The organism is Anaerococcoides asporogena, assembly GCF_029590275.1.
GTDB lineage: Bacteria > Bacillota > Clostridia > Clostridiales > Clostridiaceae > JG1575.
On record NZ_CP120965.1, the window covers coordinates 175,446 to 194,850 of the forward strand.

The 19,405-nt window shown below is 56.2% G+C and carries 15 protein-coding genes and 1 tRNA gene; 10 read left to right on the forward strand and 6 right to left on the reverse strand.

The window, feature by feature from the left end:
• Nucleotides 1–3 precede the first annotated feature (3 nt).
• From P6M73_RS00900 to P6M73_RS00940, 9 genes are all read left to right on the forward strand, one after another.
• Nucleotides 4–2,373, forward strand: a complete 2,370-nt coding sequence (locus P6M73_RS00900) for a glycogen/starch/alpha-glucan phosphorylase (protein WP_277854302.1) — start codon at nt 4–6, stop codon at nt 2,371–2,373.
• Between the two features lie 221 nt (nt 2,374–2,594).
• On the forward strand, nt 2,595–3,977 hold the full coding sequence (locus tag P6M73_RS00905; protein WP_277854303.1) for a sugar ABC transporter substrate-binding protein: 1,383 nt from the start codon (nt 2,595–2,597) through the stop codon (nt 3,975–3,977).
• Nucleotides 3,978–4,191: 214 nt separating this feature from the next.
• Nucleotides 4,192–4,638 carry a hypothetical protein gene (locus tag P6M73_RS00910; RefSeq protein WP_277854304.1) on the forward strand — a complete coding sequence of 149 codons (447 nt, stop codon included), beginning with the start codon at nt 4,192–4,194 and terminating at the stop codon, nt 4,636–4,638.
• Complete coding sequence (locus P6M73_RS00915; protein ID WP_277854305.1) at nt 4,635–6,734, forward strand: carbohydrate ABC transporter permease; 2,100 nt, start codon at nt 4,635–4,637, stop codon at nt 6,732–6,734. Before P6M73_RS00910 ends, P6M73_RS00915 begins: the two co-directional genes overlap by 4 nt.
• Nucleotides 6,734–7,618: a sugar ABC transporter permease gene (locus P6M73_RS00920; RefSeq protein WP_277854306.1), complete on the forward strand. Its 885-nt coding sequence runs from the start codon at nt 6,734–6,736 to the stop codon at nt 7,616–7,618. Before P6M73_RS00915 ends, P6M73_RS00920 begins: the two co-directional genes overlap by 1 nt.
• A gap of 15 nt (nt 7,619–7,633) precedes the next feature.
• Nucleotides 7,634–8,872 (forward strand): ABC transporter ATP-binding protein, encoded by a 1,239-nt coding sequence (locus P6M73_RS00925; RefSeq protein ID WP_277854307.1) that lies wholly within the window; start codon nt 7,634–7,636, stop codon nt 8,870–8,872.
• Nucleotides 8,873–8,904: 32 nt separating this feature from the next.
• Entirely contained in the window at nt 8,905–9,924 is a 1,020-nt protein-coding gene (locus P6M73_RS00930) for a LacI family DNA-binding transcriptional regulator (protein WP_277854308.1), read from the forward strand.
• Nucleotides 9,925–10,123: 199 nt separating this feature from the next.
• Nucleotides 10,124–11,866: a glycoside hydrolase family 13 protein gene (locus tag P6M73_RS00935; RefSeq protein ID WP_277854309.1), complete on the forward strand. Its 1,743-nt coding sequence runs from the start codon at nt 10,124–10,126 to the stop codon at nt 11,864–11,866.
• Complete coding sequence (locus P6M73_RS00940; protein WP_277854310.1) at nt 11,863–13,713, forward strand: alpha-amylase family glycosyl hydrolase; 1,851 nt, start codon at nt 11,863–11,865, stop codon at nt 13,711–13,713. Before P6M73_RS00935 ends, P6M73_RS00940 begins: the two co-directional genes overlap by 4 nt.
• Nucleotides 13,714–13,791: 78 nt before the next feature.
• Here P6M73_RS00940 and P6M73_RS00945 read toward each other — a convergent pair whose 3' ends face one another.
• Nucleotides 13,792–14,073, reverse strand: coding sequence for an ATP-binding protein (locus P6M73_RS00945; RefSeq protein ID WP_277854311.1), 282 nt, complete (start codon nt 14,071–14,073; stop codon nt 13,792–13,794).
• A gap of 5 nt (nt 14,074–14,078) precedes the next feature.
• On the reverse strand, nt 14,079–15,137 hold the full coding sequence (locus tag P6M73_RS00950) for a hypothetical protein (protein WP_277854312.1): 1,059 nt from the start codon (nt 15,135–15,137) through the stop codon (nt 14,079–14,081).
• Between the two features lie 215 nt (nt 15,138–15,352).
• On the opposite strand from P6M73_RS00950, the gene P6M73_RS00955 reads away from it, so the two are divergent.
• Nucleotides 15,353–15,429: transfer RNA gene (locus P6M73_RS00955), tRNA-Arg, on the forward strand.
• Nucleotides 15,430–16,058: 629 nt separating this feature from the next.
• Here P6M73_RS00955 and P6M73_RS00960 read toward each other — a convergent pair.
• The 4 genes from P6M73_RS00960 to leuC all read right to left on the reverse strand — a co-directional run bounded on the left by P6M73_RS00960 (nt 16,059) and on the right by leuC (nt 19,403).
• Complete coding sequence (locus P6M73_RS00960) at nt 16,059–16,343, reverse strand: hypothetical protein (RefSeq protein ID WP_277854313.1); 285 nt, start codon at nt 16,341–16,343, stop codon at nt 16,059–16,061.
• Between the two features lie 221 nt (nt 16,344–16,564).
• Nucleotides 16,565–17,641, reverse strand: a complete 1,077-nt coding sequence (leuB, locus tag P6M73_RS00965) for a 3-isopropylmalate dehydrogenase (protein ID WP_277854314.1) — start codon at nt 17,639–17,641, stop codon at nt 16,565–16,567.
• Nucleotides 17,631–18,134, reverse strand: coding sequence for a 3-isopropylmalate dehydratase small subunit (locus tag P6M73_RS00970; protein ID WP_277854315.1), 504 nt, complete (start codon nt 18,132–18,134; stop codon nt 17,631–17,633). The genes leuB and P6M73_RS00970 overlap by 11 nt, the downstream gene beginning before the upstream one ends.
• The gene (gene leuC, locus P6M73_RS00975) at nt 18,135–19,403 is read right to left on the reverse strand and encodes a 3-isopropylmalate dehydratase large subunit (protein WP_277854316.1); all 1,269 of its coding nucleotides are present in this window, start codon (nt 19,401–19,403) and stop codon (nt 18,135–18,137) included.
• Between the last annotated feature and the right edge of the window lie 2 nt (nt 19,404–19,405).

Consider the following 19,405-nt stretch of genomic DNA (forward strand, 5'->3'; position numbering starts at 1 on the left):
ACTATGCCTGACAAGAGATTCGATGCGGCCAGCCTCATCGAAACAGCTTATCAGAATTACGGAAAAGAATTCAAACAGCTGACCGATAAAGAGAAGTACCATGTGGTGAGCAAAGCGGTGATGCAGCACATCATTCCGCAATGGCTCGAAACCGAAACGTTCTTCCAGGAGAAGAAGAAAGCTTATTACCTGTCTGCCGAGTTCCTGATGGGACGCGCGCTGGGCAACAATCTGATCAATCTCCGGATTGAGGACGATGTCCGGCAAATTCTGCAGGACATGGGAGCCTCCCTGGCCCGTGTAGAATCCGCCGAGGCCGATGCCGGCCTGGGCAATGGAGGACTGGGCCGCCTGGCCGCCTGTTTTCTGGACTCAGCGGCGACATTAGGCTATCCGCTGATCGGCTACGGCATTCGCTATGAATACGGCATTTTCCGGCAGCAGATCATCAACGGCGAGCAGGTGGAGGAAGGCGATGACTGGAATGCCATGACCGATCCCTGGGCCCTGCGCCGGGAAAGCGAACGGTCCCTCATTCAGTTCGGTGACCAGACCGTTTATGCCGTGCCCTATGACACTCCGGTCATCGGCTACGGCGGCAAGACCATCAATACCCTGCGCCTGTTTGTGGCCGAGCCTCTGAAAAACTTCAACTTCGACGATTTCAACAACGGCCGCTACCAGGAAGCTGTGAAGGAGAAGAACGAGGCCAAGAACATCACGCGGGTTCTTTATCCCAATGACAGCACCCGGGAAGGCAAGATTCTTCGCCTGAAGCAGCAGTACTTCTTTACCAGTGCCGCGCTGCAGGATCTGGTGAAAAAGTACAAGGCAGCGGGGCGCGACTTCGAGGATTTCTTCAAGTATCACGCTGTTCAGCTCAATGACACCCACCCTTCCGTGGCCGTACCGGAGCTGATCCGCCTTCTGATGAAGGAAGGCCTGGACTTCTCCAAAGCCTTTGACATTACCCAGCAGACCCTGGCCTACACCAATCACACCATCCTGCAGGAAGCGCTGGAAAAATGGGATATCGCTCTCTTCCAGGAAATACTGCCCGAAGTGTATGCCATCATCGAAAAGATTCAGAACAAGCTGACCCTGGAGTTGACTCAGAAGCGGCTGACCGTGGACGAGATCGAAAACCTGGCGATCATCGACAAAAAGCAGAAGGTGCTCCGGATGGCCTACCTGGCCATTTACGGCACCCACTCCACCAACGGAGTGGCGCAGCTGCACACGGATATCCTGAAGGAGACAGAGCTCAACAACTGGTACAGGGTCTACCCGGAACGGTTCAACAATAAAACCAACGGGATTACCCAGCGCCGCTGGTTTTTGAAAGCCAATCCGGAAATGGCCGCCTTTGTCACCGAACTTCTGGGCTCCGATGCCTGGATTACGGATCTGACTCAGCTGGAGGGTCTCACGGCCTTTGCCGGCGACGATGAAGTGATCGCCCGGTTCATGGCCATCAAGCAGGAAAAGAAGCGGCAGCTGGCCGATTTTGTGAAATTCAACGAAGGAACCACCCTGGATCTGGACTCCATCTTCGACATCCAGATCAAGCGGCTCCATGAATACAAGCGTCAGCTGATGAATGCCTTCCATATCCTGGATCTGTATTACCGGATCAAGGAAAAGGGGGAAACCACAAGCTGCAAACGCACTTTCATCTTTGGTGCCAAGGCGGCTCCGGGTTATTTCCGGGCCAAGGGCATCATCAAGTTCATCAATGAAATCAAGCACCTCATCGACAACGACGAAACGGTGAAAAAGTACCTCGAAGTCGTCTTCGTGGAGAACTACAATGTATCCTATGCCGAGCTGCTGTTCCCGGCCGCCGACATCTCCGAGCAGATTTCCACCACCGGCAAGGAAGCCTCCGGCACCGGCAACATGAAATTCATGCTTAACGGGGCGGCCACCATCGGAACTCTGGACGGAGCCAACGTCGAGATTGTCGAGGAAGCCGGCGCCGAGAACAACTTCATCTTCGGTCTGGAAATCGATCAGGTGGAAGCCCTGCGCAAAACCTACAAGCCGAAGGATTACTACAACAAGGTCCCCGGACTCAAGCGGGTGGTAGACAGCCTCATCGACGGAACCTTCTCCGATGACGGCACCGGAGCCTTCCAGGATTTGTACGAATCGCTGCTGGAAGGGCATACCTGGGAAAAGCCGGACAGCTACTTTGTGCTGGCGGACTTTGATGCCTACCGCAAAGCCCATAACCACGTCTGCGATGTATGGCAGGAGCCCATGCGGTTTGCCCGGATGTGCTTCCTCAACATGGCCCATGCCGGAAAATTCTCCTCGGACCGGACAATACATGAATATGCGCAGGAAATCTGGAATGTGGAGCAGATGTAGTTGTTAACCAGAGTTGAACTTTGTTTTAAATCAAGCACGATTCGGTAGAATGCAACGTCAGGTTGAATATAATATAAGTAGTTTTATACATTCGTGCAAACGGATGCATAAATAAATATCCAAGAGGCAAGTGCTGGTTCCGGCATCTGATGATGCCGGAATATCACAGCACAGGAAAGTAAACGTATAACCTACACTATTTTATTTTTGGAGGATTTTGTATGAAGAAAATCGCGACACTGCTGCTCACTTCAATGCTGGCAATGACAGTTGCATCCTGTACCCCGGCCACTCCGACCACCACCGCCGGCGGCACAACCCCCGCCACGACGCCGTCGACTACGGCAGCCGGCACAACCACTCCGGCTACAACCCCGACGACCACCACCGGATCGGTCACGGATCCCAAGGCTACGATTACCGTTCAGGCAGAAGCCGGCTGGAAGCCGTACTACGAACAGGCCGTTGCCAATATGAAGACCAAATTCCCGGATTCCACCGTTACTCTGGTAGAAGTCGGCGCGATGGACAACCTCACCATTATTGACACCACCGACGCGATGAACGAAGCGGTTCCGGACGTCTTTGCAGTACCGGCTGACCGTCTCCCCAGCATGATCAACAAGCAGGCCTTCACGCCGATCCCGGCAGCCGACATGGCCGCAGCCATCGGCGGATACGACAATTTCGAAACCTACGGCAGCATCCTCAAGGATGGCGATGACTACCTCGCGTTCCCGATGAACATTGAAACCCTCATCACCTTCGTGAACCCGAAGAACGCACAGGACCTCGGAATCGATCTGACCAAGCCCTTCGAAGTCAAAGACCAGAAAGGCAACGAACTGGCCGTCGAAGCATACAACGCCTGGTTTGGCGTAGCATTTGCCAACGCAGTCGGCCTGGATCTTCTGGGCAAGGACGGCACCACCTTTACTTCTGACATGATCAAGGACTGGGCTGACCTCGGAGCTGAAAAGCAGGGCGTCATCACAGAATTATACAATTACTGGAAGAGAGTCTATGACAACAGCCCGGAACTTTGGGATACCCAGACCGCCGGCGGAAAGATCAACGAAATGTTCAAGGATGGCGGAAAGGTCGCCATGAGAATTGACGGCCCCTGGGCTACCCCGAACCTGGTCAAGGATGTACCTGGACTTGATGTTCTGCCGCTGTCCCATATCACCGTTAACGGCGCACCGCTGAAGCACTGGCAGGGACTTTGGGGACTCGGAATCAACTCCAGAAATGAAGGCGATGCCGCCAAGATGACCCTGGCTCAGGAATTCATCCAGGAACTGCTCAACCCCGCCAACGCCGAAGCATTCTTCAAGGCAACCGGCAAGATCATGCCCAACGTTCCGGCCGCAACCTACGAAGCTACCGGACTGGCTGACATCGAAAAGAAAACCATCTCCGCTACGATTGAATCCTTCAAGACGGCTGAAAATCGTCCGCTGTTCGCTGAATGGGGACAGGTCTGGAATACCTGGCAGGATGCCATGATTTCCTGGAACAGCTCCAAGCCCGCCAACGCGGAAGCTGCCTACAAGGCACTGCAGGATTCCTTCAAGGCCATGATGGGCAATATCGGTCAGTAAGTATCCTTTCGCAGCATAACGTACAACATAATGGACTAAAGGATATAGGAAAAGGCATTTTGCCTTTTCCTATATTTATAATAAAATCAAACAAAAGGGATTCATCCAGAAAAAACAGACAAAAAAGATTCATCCAGAAAAAGATAAGTTAAAAGGGATTCATCGAATCAATCAGTCATCGGAAAAGGCATCAATCTACCGGAAGGAGAGCAGTGTGGAACAACTGGGCAGACTGTCGAAAAAGAATTTCTACCGGATCATCATTTTGTGCGGAGCGCTGATCCTGTTGGCCTCCGTGGAGGTTCTGGCCAAAGCCAAGGACCTGGACTACTTTGAGTTCGTCAACCAGTCGCTGAGCATGCAGGGCAGCAGCCCTCTCAGCTACGAAACATTCGTCACCAGCCTGATCGCTGCCTACCTGGGCAAGATCATCATTCCGGCCGGTCTGGCGTTCAACACCTGGATTGCCTTTGTCAAAACCGGCTACAACCGCCTGTTTGTGTTCAGCTGGTCGGTGTTTCTGCTGGCCGCCCTGGCCTACCACCTGCTGACGCTGGAACTGACCAGCATCTTCTATTATCTGACGGTGCTCTTTTATCTGATTTTATTATTTTTACTGATCCGACTGCCGCGACAAAACCAAAAGGAGGAAGGCGCATGAAGTCATTCAATGCGGTCCTGTATGACCATATCGGTCGGGAATATCCCCGGAAAAACCAGTATCTGGCAGAACTGGCACAGTTGCAGGGGGCCATTGCCAGAGGCGAGGGAGACAAGGCGGAATTAAACCGCCGGCTGACTGAACTGACCAGAACCCGCAACGATCATCCGTATCTGAAGGCGCTGAGTCAGTTTCAAAGCAAGGAAGCTGAATTCAAGCGAACCCTCGGTACGATCCAGCCGGATCCGGATCCGGCCCGGGGCTTTGATGAGAAAAACAAAGCCCTGCTCAAGGCACTGGCCGTTGCCCAGGCCCGGGCAGATTTCTATGAAACCTATGCCGAACTGGACTATGAGGCACAGCTGGCCTTTGACCAGGCAAAGCTGGAGCTGTATCACCTGCCGCGCATCATTGAGTTTCGTCAGAACACGCAGGAGCAGATCCTGACTGCCCAGGCCGAAGCCAAAAAGCTGACCCCCGAGGCCATCCGGGAGGGCCAGACCCGGCTCGAATCGGAGACGGCGGCTGCCCGCCAGGCCTTCCAGAACGGCGTGGCCCAGCTTCAGAAAAACCGCCAGGAGGGCAATATCTCGAAGAAGGCCCTGGCCAACGGCCGGCAGATGCTGAAAAAGGAAATGAATGCCCGCCTGAAAGTGGCGGAGTTTCTCAATCCGGAGAAGGCCAATGCCGAGTTCATCAAGACCAGAACCTACGAGCTGAAAGCTCAAACCGGGGTCATGGAAAATGTCATGAAGAAGGACATTGCCGATCTGCGGCGCAGAACCCCGGTGGAAACCGAAAAGCAGGTTCCCTGGCTGTCGCTGGTGACGCTTCCGATTCCGGGACTGGCTCAGCTTCTGATGAACCAGCCGGTTAAGGCACTCCTGTTCTTTCTCGGTACGCTGTTCACCTACGGAGCGGCAGTGCCTTATGCCCTGGGCTTCGGCAACTACATGGGCAAGGGCCTCTTCGGGCTGTTCAGCCTGGCAGAAGGCGGCACCCGCCAGCAGCGCTCCATCATCTTCATGATTGAAGGGATTATCGCCCTGGTGCTGCTGGCCATCGCCCTGGCGATCTTCATTGGCAGCTTTCTGGACGCGCGCCGGACCGAAACCGGTCGGATCAAAGGCATCCGCGAGCGAAGCTGGTTCGAGACCCGCACCGGCATTCAGACGGAAGGCTTCCCTTACATGGTCAGCCTGCCGGCGCTGCTGGCACTGCTCTTCATCGTCATCGTGCCGCTGTCCACGACTATCCTGCTGTCCTTTACCAACCAGGATCCCAATCATCAGGCCAAATTCTCCTGGGTCGGCTTTGACAACTATGTCGCCATTGCCCAGGGAAAAGGCTCCGTCGGCAAAGCCTTCGGCACCATCCTGGGCTGGACGCTGATCTGGACCTTCGTGGCCACCACATCGGCCATACTGACCGGATTTGCCCTGGCGCTTCTGACCAACAATCCCCGGATCAAGGGCAAGGCGTTCTTCCGCACCATATATCTGCTCCCCTGGGCGGTTCCGGCTTTTATCACCATCATGTTCTTCTCCCTGATGGTAGCCCCCAACGGCGCCATCACCAATGTCCTGAACTCCGTTTCCACGTTCTTCGGCGGCGACGGGGATATCCGGATCAAAAACTCGGCGCTGTATACCCGGATTGCCCTGATTCTGCTGCAGACCTGGCTGGGTTCGGCTTATGTCTTCCTGCTCAGCACTGGCGTTCTGCAGGCAATCCCCGAGGACCTGTACGAAGCGGCTCAGATCGACGGCGCTTCCGGCTGGCAGCGAATCTCCAAGATCACGATTCCGCTGGTGCTGTTCCAGACGGCGCCGCTTTTAGTCGGCCAGTACACCTTCAACTTCAACAACTTCTCCGTCATCCGGCTGTTCAACAACGGCGGACCCTTTGACCCGGCGACCTACGGCAACCTGGGCGGATCCTCCGACCTGCTGATTACCTACATCTATAATCTGGTCATGACCAGGAACTACCAGGCCATGGGTGCCGCGGTCACCATGATCGTATCTCTTGCCCTGATGTTCTTCACTTTCATCGGATTCAGGAACTCCAAGGCGTTCCGGGAGGAGAGACTGTAATGGCAAAGAAAGATAAAAAACTCAATTTGTCCGACAAGATGCCCCTGACCTTTGGCGGCAAGATCCTGCTGGGCGTGAACTATCTGATCCTGATCCTCTGGGTTCTGGCCATCGTGGTTCCTCTGTTCCTGATGGTGAAGTCGGCCTTCAACGGCAATCAGTCCACCCGCCTCAACATGTCCGCTCCCTTCACTTTCTCCACGGTGCACTTTGATCACCTGTTTCAGAAGACGCTGTTTCTGACCTGGGTCAAGAATACGATCTTCATCGCCGTGGCCACGGCCATCCTGACGCTGATCTTCGTTTCCTTCACCGGCTATGCTTATTCGCGCTTCCGGTTCTCCGGCCGCAAAGCCTCCCTGATGACGATCATGCTGCTGCAAACCATCCCGGCCTTTGCCGGAATCACGGCGTACTTCACGCTGTATACGCTGCTCAGCGACAAGCTGCCGTTCTTCTCGCGCCAGATGATGCTCATCCTGATCTACGCCGGGGGCGGCATCGCGGGCAATACCTTCATCCTGAAGGGCTACCTGGATTCCATCTCCACGGAGCTGGATGATGCGGCCAAGATCGACGGACTGTCCTACATGCAGATCTACCGGCTGGTCATCATGCCCATCGCCCGGCCGATGCTGGCAATCATTGCCCTGTGGTCCTTCATCGGACCGTTCATGGACTACCTTCTGCCCCTGGTATTGCTCAACTCGCCGGCCGACTACACACTGGCGCCGGGTCTGTTCTTCCTGATCTCCGACCTGCGCAATATCAACGAACCGGCCTTTGCCGCCGGCGGTCTTCTGACTGCCATCCCCATCGTCATTCTCTTTACGGCTCTGCAAAAACAACTGGTGTCCGGACTGGCGTCCGGCGCAGTGAAATAATCGGGAGGAACCACTATGAAAGTTCAACTGAACAACATTGGAAAGAAATATGAAGGGCGCGAGGAATTTACCATCCGTCATATCAACCTGGATATTGACAGCCGCGACTTCTGTGTCATCCTGGGTCCCTCCGGCTGCGGAAAAACCACCTTGCTGCGCATGATCGCCGGACTCAACTCCATCACCGAAGGGGACCTTTTGTTTGAAGGCCGCCGGGTCAATGAGGTGCCGTCCAAGGACCGCGACATCGCCATGGTATTCCAGAGCTACGCCCTGTATCCGCATATGACGGTTTACGACAACATGGCGTTCTCCCTGAACATGCGCCATGAGCGCAAGTCCGTCATTGACGAGCGGGTCAAGGAAGCTGCGTCGATTCTCGATATCACGAAATACCTGCATTCCAAGCCCTCCGACATTTCCGGCGGACAGCGCCAGCGCGTCGCCCTGGGCCGGGCCATCGTACGCAAGCCCAAGGTCTTCCTGATGGACGAACCGCTGTCCAACCTCGATGCCAAGCTGCGCGAACACATGCGGGTGGAACTGGTCCGGATCCATAAGAACCTGGGTACCACCACCATCTATGTCACTCATGACCAGACCGAAGCCATGACCATGGCCACCAAGATTGTCCTGATGAATGACGGCAAGATCCAGCAGTTCGGCACCCCCATGGAACTGTACAACATGCCGGCCAATGTCTTTGTCGCCAAATTCATCGGTTCCCCGACCATGAATATCATCAAGGGTACCATGGAACAGGGCGTCTTCACCGGTCTCAACGGCAAGGTGAAAGTCACGCCGAAGGCATCGGACCTGGAATTCCTCAAAGCCTACGAGGGCAAGGCGGTCTCCATGGGAATCCGGCCCGAGCGCATCATGTACGGCGGAGAAATCGGCGATACGTTCAAGGCCTTCGTGGATGTCATTGAAATTCTGGGCAAGGAAAAGCTGCTTTATGCCAAGCTCGAGGGCGGACAGGACATCATCATCGGAGTGCCCGGCCATCTCAACTACGAAGAGGACAAAACGTATTCCTTCGGCTATGACCTGGACGCGCTGCACTTCTTTGATACAGAAACCGGCGAGCGGATCAATCTGAATGAGGACCTGCTGAATATGAAGCGGGAACTGCTGAAGTCCGATCCCGAGGCCGACAAGATTCTGGGACAGGTCGATGAGACGCTGATCCGCAAAGCCGCTCAGATCGAAGAGCGCACCCCGGCGGATGTAACCATCCATCCGGTGGACTAGACCATGCAGCTGACAGCACAGGAGGAGACCGCATGATGAAAAAAGCCAAGCCCACGGTGAAAGACGTGGCCAGACGGGCGGGGGTATCCGCCTCCACCGTCTCCCGGGTCATTTCCAACAATCCCCGGATTTCTCAGGCTACCCGGGAGAGGGTACTCGAAGAAATGGAAGCCCTGCAGTACCAGCCCAATGCCATTGCCCGCTCCCTGGCCCGTTCCCGCACCCGGATCATCGGCGTCATCATGCCGTCCAAGGAAACTGACATTCTGCTCAATCCGTTCTTTCCGGAGGCACTTCGCGGAATCGTGACGGAAGCGTCGCGCCACAATTATGATGTGCTGTTATCCACCAATTCCATCAACAAGGATGAACTGGACGACATTAAGAATTTCATCGGCGGCGGCAAAGTCGACGGTCTGGTTCTGATGCGCTCCAGGGAGCATGATCCCAATATCAAATATCTGATGAAGACGGACTTTCCCTTTTCCGTCATCGGATCCAGCGCCGGCTTCCCGGTCAATCACGTGGACAACGACAATGTCCGGGCCGCGTATGAACTGACGCGCCACATCCTGGATACGGGTAAGCGCAGCCTCTGCTTCGCTTCCGGCTCCATGAAGCTTCAGGTGACCAAGGACCGCCTGGCGGGGTTCCGCCAGGCCCTGACGGAAGCTGGCCTGCCCCTGACGGACAGCCAGATTTTTACCGGTGCCTTTGATGAGGAAACCGGTATGCGGATCGCCGAGGAAATCTTCCGCTGTCCGCAGAAGCCGGATGCCGTTGTCGCCACCGACGATGTCATCGCCTTCGGCCTGTCCCGGGCCATGACCAATCTGGGCTACCGCATCCCACAGGACATCGCCATCGGTTCCTTCAACAACAGCGTTCTTTCCCGCTACTCTGACAGTCAGCTCACCACGGTGGACATCAAAGCCTATGACCTGGGTCAGAAAAGCGTGGAGCAGCTGATGAAAGCCATCGAGGACGGTCTGCGCGACGGCAGCGAAATCATCGAACATCAGCTGATCAAGCGCAAGTCAACCCTGGGATAGGTCCCCCTCGGAAACTGCGTCGAGTCGCCTCCACTGGTGCGAAACCAGAGAGACAAAAAGCCCTTCGGGGCTTTTTCCATCCCCGGTCTCAGTTTTGCCATCAGCCGCCGCCCCTTCTCAGCCTCGGCCGACTGAGACTGAGAACATCAGACGCCTGGACGGATGCCTCCTCCTACTTACTTCCTGCAGAGGATGATGAATGATGAATTTACACGCAATATATCATATCCCCGATCTCCCCTGGGCCTACCCCGGGGATGAGCATACCCTGACCCTGCGGCTGCGAACCGCCCAGGGCGAGATGGATCAGGTATCGGTCTGCTTCAAGGATCGCTACGACTGGACGGGGCCCTGGTGCCGAAAAGACATGACCCTCCTGGCCCAAACCGACCTGTTCGCTTTCTGGACCGCGGATCTGGCGCTGCCCCGCGACCGCTACCGCTACTTCTTCGAGCTGACCGATCATACCGGCCATGCCGTTTCCTATGATGAGCGGGGAATCCAGATTTCCGGCACCCGGGACCGGGAGCGCAGCGCGTTCCAGTACGCCTTTCTCGGACCGGCGGATGTCTACCACAGCAGAGACCAGCTGCGTGATGCCATTGTCTATCAGATTTTTCCGGAGCGGTTCTGCAACGGAGATTCCGCCAATGATCCGCCGGACACCCGTCCCTGGGGCGGCATTCCCCACCGACGGGGAAGCTTCGGCGGAGATCTGGCCGGGATCATCCGGCGCCTGGATTTCCTGGCGGAGCTGGGCATCAATCTGCTCTATCTGACGCCGGTATTCCAATCCGCTTCCAACCATAAGTACAATATTTCGGATTATTATGCCATTGATCCTCAGTTCGGAACGCTGGAAGAGGCGAAAGAACTGGTCAGAAAAGCGCACGCATTGGGGATCCGGGTCTTCTTTGACGCAGTGTTCAACCACACTGGATCGGACTTCTTTGCCTTTCGGGATATCCTGGAGAACCAGGAACAAAGCGATTACCTGGGCTGGTACCACCTGGACAGTCTTCCGGTCAGCCTGGAGCCGGGCAATTACTATACCTTTGCCAATGGAATTTCCAACATGCCCAAACTGAGAACGGAGCATCCCGAGGTGCGCCGGTATTTCTATGAGGTCGGCCGTTTCTGGATCCGGGAGGTCGGCATCGACGGCTGGCGCCTGGATGTGTGTGACGAAGTGGACCATGAGTTCTGGCGCGGATTCCGTCAGGCCTGCGATGAGGAAAAGCCGGGATCTGCCCTGGTGGGGGAAATCATGCATGAAGCCAGCTCGTTCCTGCGGGGCGGGGAGCTGGATTCCATCATGAACTATCCCTTCCTGTACGCCATGACGGACTTCTTTGCCCGGCGTGTCAGCGATACGCATCAGTTCCTCGATGTGCTGGCCCATAACCGGATGCTCTATATGGATCCCATCAATCAGCAGCTGTGGAACCTTCTGGGCAGTCATGATACAGCCCGCTTCCTGACGGCCGCCAAGGGGCAGCGCAACCGACTCCGGCTGGCATCGGCCTTCCAGTTCCTCTACATCGGCACCCCCTACATCTATTACGGGGACGAGATCGGACTGGACGGAGGCTATGATCCGTACTGCCGGCGCTGCATGATCTGGGACGAGAAAGAGCAGGATCAGGAAATGCTGGAGCACTACCGTGCCCTGATCCGGCTGCGCAAATCAAGTCCGGCATTTTCCCAGGGAACCTTCCGCGAAGTTCTGCGCCAGGACCATGCCCTGGTTTTTCAGCGCCAGGCCGGGGATGACATCTTTCTGTGCGCCTTCAACAATTCCGATCATCCGGTCACACTGAGTGTGACACCCGGCGTTCTGACGGAAGTGACGCCGGACCGGGAGCAGCCGGCCCGGCAGATAGATCGTCTGGAGCTCGAGCCCATGGCTTTCCGGGTATTCCGGGGGGAGGTCAGCCAATGAAGCGATTGACAGCCTCCCTTCTGACGGTTCTGCTGCTGAGTTCGTGCACCCCGACAGCCAATCCCGCGACATTGGGACCAGTCCCTGTCACAGCGAGTACTGCCATCAGCACCACGACACAGAGCGGACCGCTTACGGAGCCAATTCCGGCAGGGGCCGGACCTGCCGCTCAGGGGCAGTTTGACTGGAAGAACGCGACCATCTACTATGCCATGACCGACCGCTTTGCCAATGGCAATCCGGCCAATGACGAAAGTTACGGCCGGCAGAAAGTGGACGCCAAGGGACTCGACTACGCCACCTTCCACGGCGGTGATTTTCAGGGACTCACCCAGAAGATTGAAGCAGGGTATTTCACCGATCTGGGGGTCAATGCCCTGTGGATCACCGCACCCTACGAGCAGATTCATGGCTTTGTCGCCGGCGGCCAGGGCGAGTTTGCCCACTATGCCTTTCATGGCTACTATCCCCTGAACTGGACCATGACGGACCGCAACTTTGGGACAGCGGCCGAGTTTGAAGCGCTGATCGATGCTGCCCATGCCCAAGGCATCCGGATCATTCTGGACGTGGTGCTCAATCATGCCGGCTACCATACGCTGAGGGACATGAGCGAATACGGCTTTGGCAAACTGAAGGGCATCAACGGGGACTGGCAGCCGGGTGAGAGTGAGCGCTACGACGCCTTTCAGCAATTCATCGACTATGAGGAGGAAGCAGCCTGGCAGCGCTGGTGGGGAAGCGACTGGGTTCGCGCCGGTCTGCCCGGCTATTCCAGGGGCGGCTCCGATGATTACACCATGACCCTGGCCGGACTGCCTGATGTTCTCACCGAAGCGAAGGATCCGGTGAGCCTGCCGCCGCTTTTGAAAACCAAATGGACCCAGGAAGCCGGCGAGGAATTCGCTCCCTTCCGGATCACAGCAGCGGCAAATCTGAGGCAGGACCTGAATCTGCCGCCTGCCGGCTATATCAGTGCCTGGCTCAACGCCTGGGTCCGGGAATTCGGCATCGATGGCTTTCGCATCGATACCGCCAAGCATGTCGAGCCCGCGATCTGGCAGAACCTGAAGGCCTCGGCTGACCAGGCCCTGCGGGACTGGCGCCGGGATCATCCGGACAAGCCGGGCAGCGAGTTTTCGGATTCCTTCTTTATGATGGGGGAAGTCTGGGGCAAGGGGATTGAGCGCAATGAGTACTATGACCACGGCTTTGACGCTCTGCTGAATTTCTCCTTTCAGGGTGACCGGGTGGACGGACCGGCCTATCAGCTCAAGACGATGTCATCGATCTTCCAGCGGTATGCTGGCACGCTGAAGGAACAGGGCACCAATGCCGTCTCCTACCTGTCCAGCCACGATACCCGGCTGTATCCGAGAAAAAAGCTGAAGGACGGGCTGACCTACCTGCTGCTGCTGCCGGGCGCTGTGGAAGTATTCTACGGCGATGAATCCGGCCGCCCCTATATTAATACCGGATCGGACCTGATGATGGGAACCAGGGGTTCCATGAACTGGGACAGCGTGGATGCGTCAGTGTTGGAGCATTTCCGGAAACTGGGCAGCTTCCGGGCCAGAAATGTGGCGGTGGGAGCCGGCACGCACACGGAACGGTCCAAGTCGCCGCTGATTTTTCAGCGGGATTATGCAGCGGACGGAATCAAAAATACCGTACTGGTTGCCCTGGATCAGCCTGCAGCTGCCATCCTGGATGTCAGCGGGGTGTTCCCTGACGGCAGTCTGGTCCGGGATGCCTATGCCATGAAGGGCTACCGTGTGAGCGGGGGACAGGTTCAGGTGGACACTGATCCGTCGGGGATCGTACTGCTGGAGCAGATCGAACCCTGACCCTGGACTGAATAAAACCGGGCATACAATAAAACCCTCCGGAACTGGACGATGATCCAGGTTCGGAGGGTTCTGATTTTAGACGGGATTCGATTTTCTGCTGAGTCGGGCTTTGCGCTTGGTTGGGCGCGGCTCCGGGATGTGGGCGCAAAGGGCAGGTTCCGGGTCCTCACCCAGAACGAGGGCGCTGCGGGGACATACCCGCAGGCAGATGCCGCAGTGGGTGCAGACTTCCGGACGGATGGACCAGGTACGCTGTTCCACAATCACCGCAATCGCACCGGTGGGACAACTGATGTCGCACAGCCGGCACAGGACGCACAGAGAGGGTTGAACCTGAATGGTTCCCAGACTTGCCATGGAACCTATTCCCGCTCCGACGGAGCAGGCTTGCGGGTGAAATCGGATTTCAGCCGGATCTCGGACCATTCCCGGACGAACTTGCCGTTGACCGACTCCCGGAGGATCACAATGACCTTGGTGTCGTCACCGGGGTAAGCCAGGAGCTTGCGCTGAATCGTGCGCTCGGGTTTGGCGGCAGACGCTGCAGCGGCAGACGGCCGGCTTTCGGTTTTCACCGGTGTTTCATAAACTTTGGCTGAAACGGGTTCGGTCACTTTCGGAGCGGCTGCGGGCAGACCGGCCTTCTGCACCGGAACGGCTGCGAAATCTTCCTGCAGTGCCGGATTTTCCTTCGCTGTTCTGACTCGGAAGGTGTCCGGAGAATCCGACGGCAGGTCCTCGTCCTCGGTCAAAACAGCTTCCGGCGCGAACTGACGCGAGGTCTCGGCCTCGTTGAACGCCACCGCGGCTTCAGCCGGCATGGCGGGTTCCTGATCGCGATCCGCAATTTCCAGGTCAGCATCCTCGTCACTGAGGTCGTCGCTCAGGGTATCCGGAGCATTGGCCGCCTTTCGTGTCTGAGTCATGGCAACCAGGGTCAGGATCAGAGACAGGGCGGAAACACCGGTGAGGAACAGATTTTCCGGATCGGTATTCAGCGCCGTCAGGTTGGTCAGGTCGTTGTAGTAGAGCTTCTTCATCAGACCGGTTCCGATCAGAATTCCAAGGATTGCCAGCAGGGCGATCAGCCAGTAGAGTCCGCTTCCGGTGCGCCCATGATTCAGACTGTTCTTCTTGAACAGGAGAAGCAGGAGAACCAGGACGGGGATCACTACCGCCAGAATCAGGATGGACAGGCTGACATAGGGTTCACGGACTTGGACATTGAGAAAGGGGATGGAAAAGTCGCTGAACCCCAGCAGATTGGCCTGCTCGATTTTCAGATCCTGGGCATCCAGGATGAACCGGTAAAGCCGGATCCCTCCGGGAATCGCGGAAATAATGGCAAACAAGGCCAGCAGCGAAGTGGATCCGTTCGCCCGGTTGAGATAATCAAATTTCGTTTTGGTTATTTCATTCATGATGCAGTACGCTCCTATCAAATCAATACTAATATAATACCTCAATTATATTAACGGGTTTTAAAGAAATGGCAATTCAGGTCATTTTTTTCCGGAGAAAGCGCCTAAGATCCGGAGTGCCAGTCAGAACCGCAAAAAATCCCGCCATCCTCTGAAAAAATCCGGGAACAGTCTTGAAATCGACTAAGAACCATGCTATTATGATTAAGTTACATGCAGCCGTAGCTCAGCTGGATAGAGTACTTGGCTACGAACCAAGGGGCCACGAGTTCGAATCTTGTCGGCTGCACCAAACATACAGGTTCCCGGAATGTTCCGGGAACCTGTTTTAGTTGAAATAAATGTCTAATAAATGTCTGCTAAGGCAAAGAAATAAGAGGATATAAAAACTGGAGGCTATTTGATAGCCTCCAGCATCTTTTCTTTGATATCATCTTTTCTCAGATGGGTGTTAATCTCACGGGTGTTTTTGGATCTCGTTGAATAGCCAATGAACGCCTGAACTGTCATCTCATCGATACCCTTTACCGACACCTGTCAAAAGCTGTCCCAGAATCTTCTCTTAACCAGTCCACTCAAGCCTCGATCCAGCTCCATTATCGAAAGTGCTGATTCAATCCGACTGATCTTCTGCCTTTTTTACAACTACCTCCATACTAGAAAACAGCGATTTCAGGTGTCCGGCCTGATCTTTCAAAATGCGGTTTAACAATATCTCTAATCAAAAAGACCAAAGCTAGTTTCAAGCTTTGGTCTTTTGGGACTGATCCGGCAGATCTGCCGGATTCTGTGGGAACGTTTGATCAGGCAGGCAAAGCGGCGGTTAAATCTTTTTTTCGTGTTCCTCCTGCAGGATGTCATTTTCTGTCGCAGGGTCCTGGGACACCCGCTGATTGGTGACTCCATAATGGGTCTCATCCTTCATGATGCCGTCAACCATTCCGCCTGGTTTGATCTCTTCAACTTCGGGCGTTTCATCTCAGGTTCAACCATCGTGTCGGACACTTCAGGTTGTTTTGAATCGGTTTCCAGTTCAGGCTTTTTTTCGTGTTCCTCCTGGAGGATGTCATTTTTTGTCGTGGGGTCCAGGGACACCCGTTGATTGGTGACGTCATGATGGGTCTCGTCCTTCATGATGCCGTCGACCATGCCAAGGGGCTTGATCTCTTCGACTTCAAGATTTTTTTTCATTGTTTCATCACTCATGGTAACTTCCTCCACAAAATATAGTTGTTCGGGGATCAGATCGAATGCCAAATGATTCGGGAACGGGATGGACATTCTGCAGGGACACAGTGCATATATCAATTGTAGAGGAAATCCAGGGGTGAGCAGGTACTGTAGGAGTCTATTTACAAAACCTATTCATTCTGTATCCAATCTTTACAGGATTGCAAAATATCCAGAAAAGATTTTCGTGCTTTCGGTCAGTTCGTGATGCGGCGGCAGATGATGGAGGCAAGGTCGCTGGTGCCATGAATCGTCGCGCCGCTGCGGTGAATGTCACCGGTCTGATGGCCCGCTTCCAATGTGGCATCCACTGCCTGCCGGATGGCCTGGGCTTCCCGGGTCAGGCCCAGGGAATGCTCCAGGAGCATAACGGCGGAGAGGATGGCGCCAATGGGATTGGCTTTGTCCAGACCGGCGAGATCCGGGGCCGAGCCGTGGATGGGCTCGTAGATGCCGGTGGTCCCGCTGCTCAGGCTGGCCGATGGCAACAGGCCGATGGAGCCGGTGAGCATGCTGATCTCATCGGAGAGAATGTCGCCAAACAGGTTCGAAGTCAGGAGCACATCGAACTGGCCGGGGTCCCGGATGACCTGCATGGCGGCATTGTCGACATACATATGGGACAGCTCCACGTCCGGGAAGTCTGCTGCCACTTCTTCCACGATGCGACGCCACAGGCGGGAGCTCTCCAGGACGTTGGCCTTATCAACGGACACTACTTTTTTTCGGCGCGTTTGTGCCAGCTGGAAGGCTTTCTGCGCGATGCGGCGGACCTCAAACTCGGAATAGACTTCCACATCATAGGCTTCCGGTCCGTATTTGCCGTCTCGTGTCCCTTTTTCTCCGAAATAGATGCCGCCGGTGAGCTCGCGCACCACCATGAGATCGAAGCCCCTGCCCAGGAGTTCGTCCTTAATGGGTGAGGCTTCCCGCAATGCCGGGAAGAGGATGCCGGGACGGAGGTTGATATAGGCGCCCAGGGCCTGGCGCAGGCCGAGAATGGCTTTTTCCGGCCGCAGCGGCGGAGTCAGCTGATCCCAGGCGCTGCCGCCGACCGCGCCAAACAGAACGGCATCGCCGCTGCGGGCGGCTGTGATGGCACTTTCGGTCAGAGGCACCCCTGTTCCATCGATGGAAGCGCCGCCCACCAGGATTTCCTCGTACTGGAACTGATGACCGAATACTTCCCCGACTCGATCCAGGACCCGGACCGCTGCTGCGGTGACCTCCGGTCCGACGCCATCGCCCGGGGCGGTGATGATCTTATACGTCATGATAGGAACCTCCCGCGCTGACGTACTGGACAAGGCCGCCAAATTTGATGATGCCCTGGATGAATTCGGGAAAAGGCGGAGTGGGAAAGGTTTCTCCGGTGGTATGATCATAGATTGTGCCGGCTTCGAAATCGATCTCGACGCGATCGCCGTCGGCGATGGCGCGGGCGGCTTCAGGGCATTCGATGATGGGCAGGCCGATGTTGAAGGCGTTGCGGTAGAAGATTCGGGCAAAGCTCTCGGCGATGACGCAGGCGGCTCCGGTGCCTTTGATGGCGATGGGGGCATGCTCCCGGGAGGAGCCGCAGCCGTAGTTGCGGCCGGCCACCAGGATGTCGCCAGGCTGGATTCTGCCGGCAAGGGTCGGATCGACATCCTCCATGAAATGGTGACGGAGGACCTTTGGATCGGCCGTTGACAGATGCCGGGCCGGGATGATCATATCCGTATCGACGTTATCGCCGAATTTGATGACAGTTCCTGTTGCGTTCATTTATCTTTCCTCCAATTCACTGGGATGCGCGATATAGCCCTTGATGGCTGAGGCTGCTGCTACAGCGGGACTGGCCAGATAGACTTCCGAGGTGGCGTGGCCCATGCGGCCGACAAAGTTCCGGTTGGTAGTGGACACGGCCCGCTCGCCCTCCGCCAGGATGCCCATGTGTCCGCCCAGGCAGGGTCCGCAGGTAGGCGTGCTGACAACGGCGCCGGCCTCGATAAAGGTCCGCAGGTAGCCGGCTTCCATGGCGTCGAGGTAAATCTGCTGGGTGGCGGGAATGATAATGACGCGCAGTCCATGGGCGACTTTTTTACCGGCCATGATCTCAGCGGCTGCGCGCAGATCATTCAGCCGGCCGTTGGTGCAGGAGCCGATGACCACCTGGTCGATGGCGATGCGGTCGATGGCCTGGACCTCGAAGGTATGATCCGGGCTGTGTGGAAAGGAAACCGTCGACTGGATCTGTGACAGATCGATGTCGTAAACCTCGTCATAGACGGCATCCGGATCCGGGGCATAGACTCTGGCCGGCTGAGCGCCATGGGATGTCAGGTACTCCCGGGTCCGCTCATCCACCGGGAAGATGCCGTTCTTGGCGCCGGCTTCGATGGCCATGTTGGCCATGGTGAAGCGGTCATCCATGGACAGGCTGGCTACCCCTTCGCCGGAGAACTCCATGGAGCGGTAGCGGGCGCCATCCACGCCGATCCGGCCGATGATGTGGAGGATTGCGTCCTTGCCGCTGACCCAGCGAGAAAGCTTGCCGCTGAGGCGGAAGGACAGGGCCGAGGGCACCCGGAACCAGGCCTGGCCAATGGCCATTCCTGCTGCCATGTCGGTGGAACCCACGCCGGTGGAAAAAGCCCCCAGGGCACCGTAGGTGCAGGTGTGGGAGTCGGCGCCGATGACGACGTCCCCGGCGGTGACCAGGCCTTTCTCGGGCAGAAGGGCATGCTCGATGCCCATTTCTCCGACTTCAAAATAGTGGATGATCTGCTGGTCCCGGGCGAATTCGCGCATGATCCGTGCCTGGCCGGCGGACAGGATGTCCTTGTTGGGGGCAAAGTGGTCGGGAACCAGGGCGATCTTTGCCCGATCAAAGACGCTGCCCCCTCCCATCTTGTTAAACTCGCGGATGGCGGGCGGGGTCGTGATGTCGTTGCCCAGGACCAGATCCAGATCCGCCATGATGAAATCCCCAGGCTGAACCTGATCTTTCCCGGCATGAGCCGCCAGAATCTTCTGTGTCATTGTCATTCCCATTG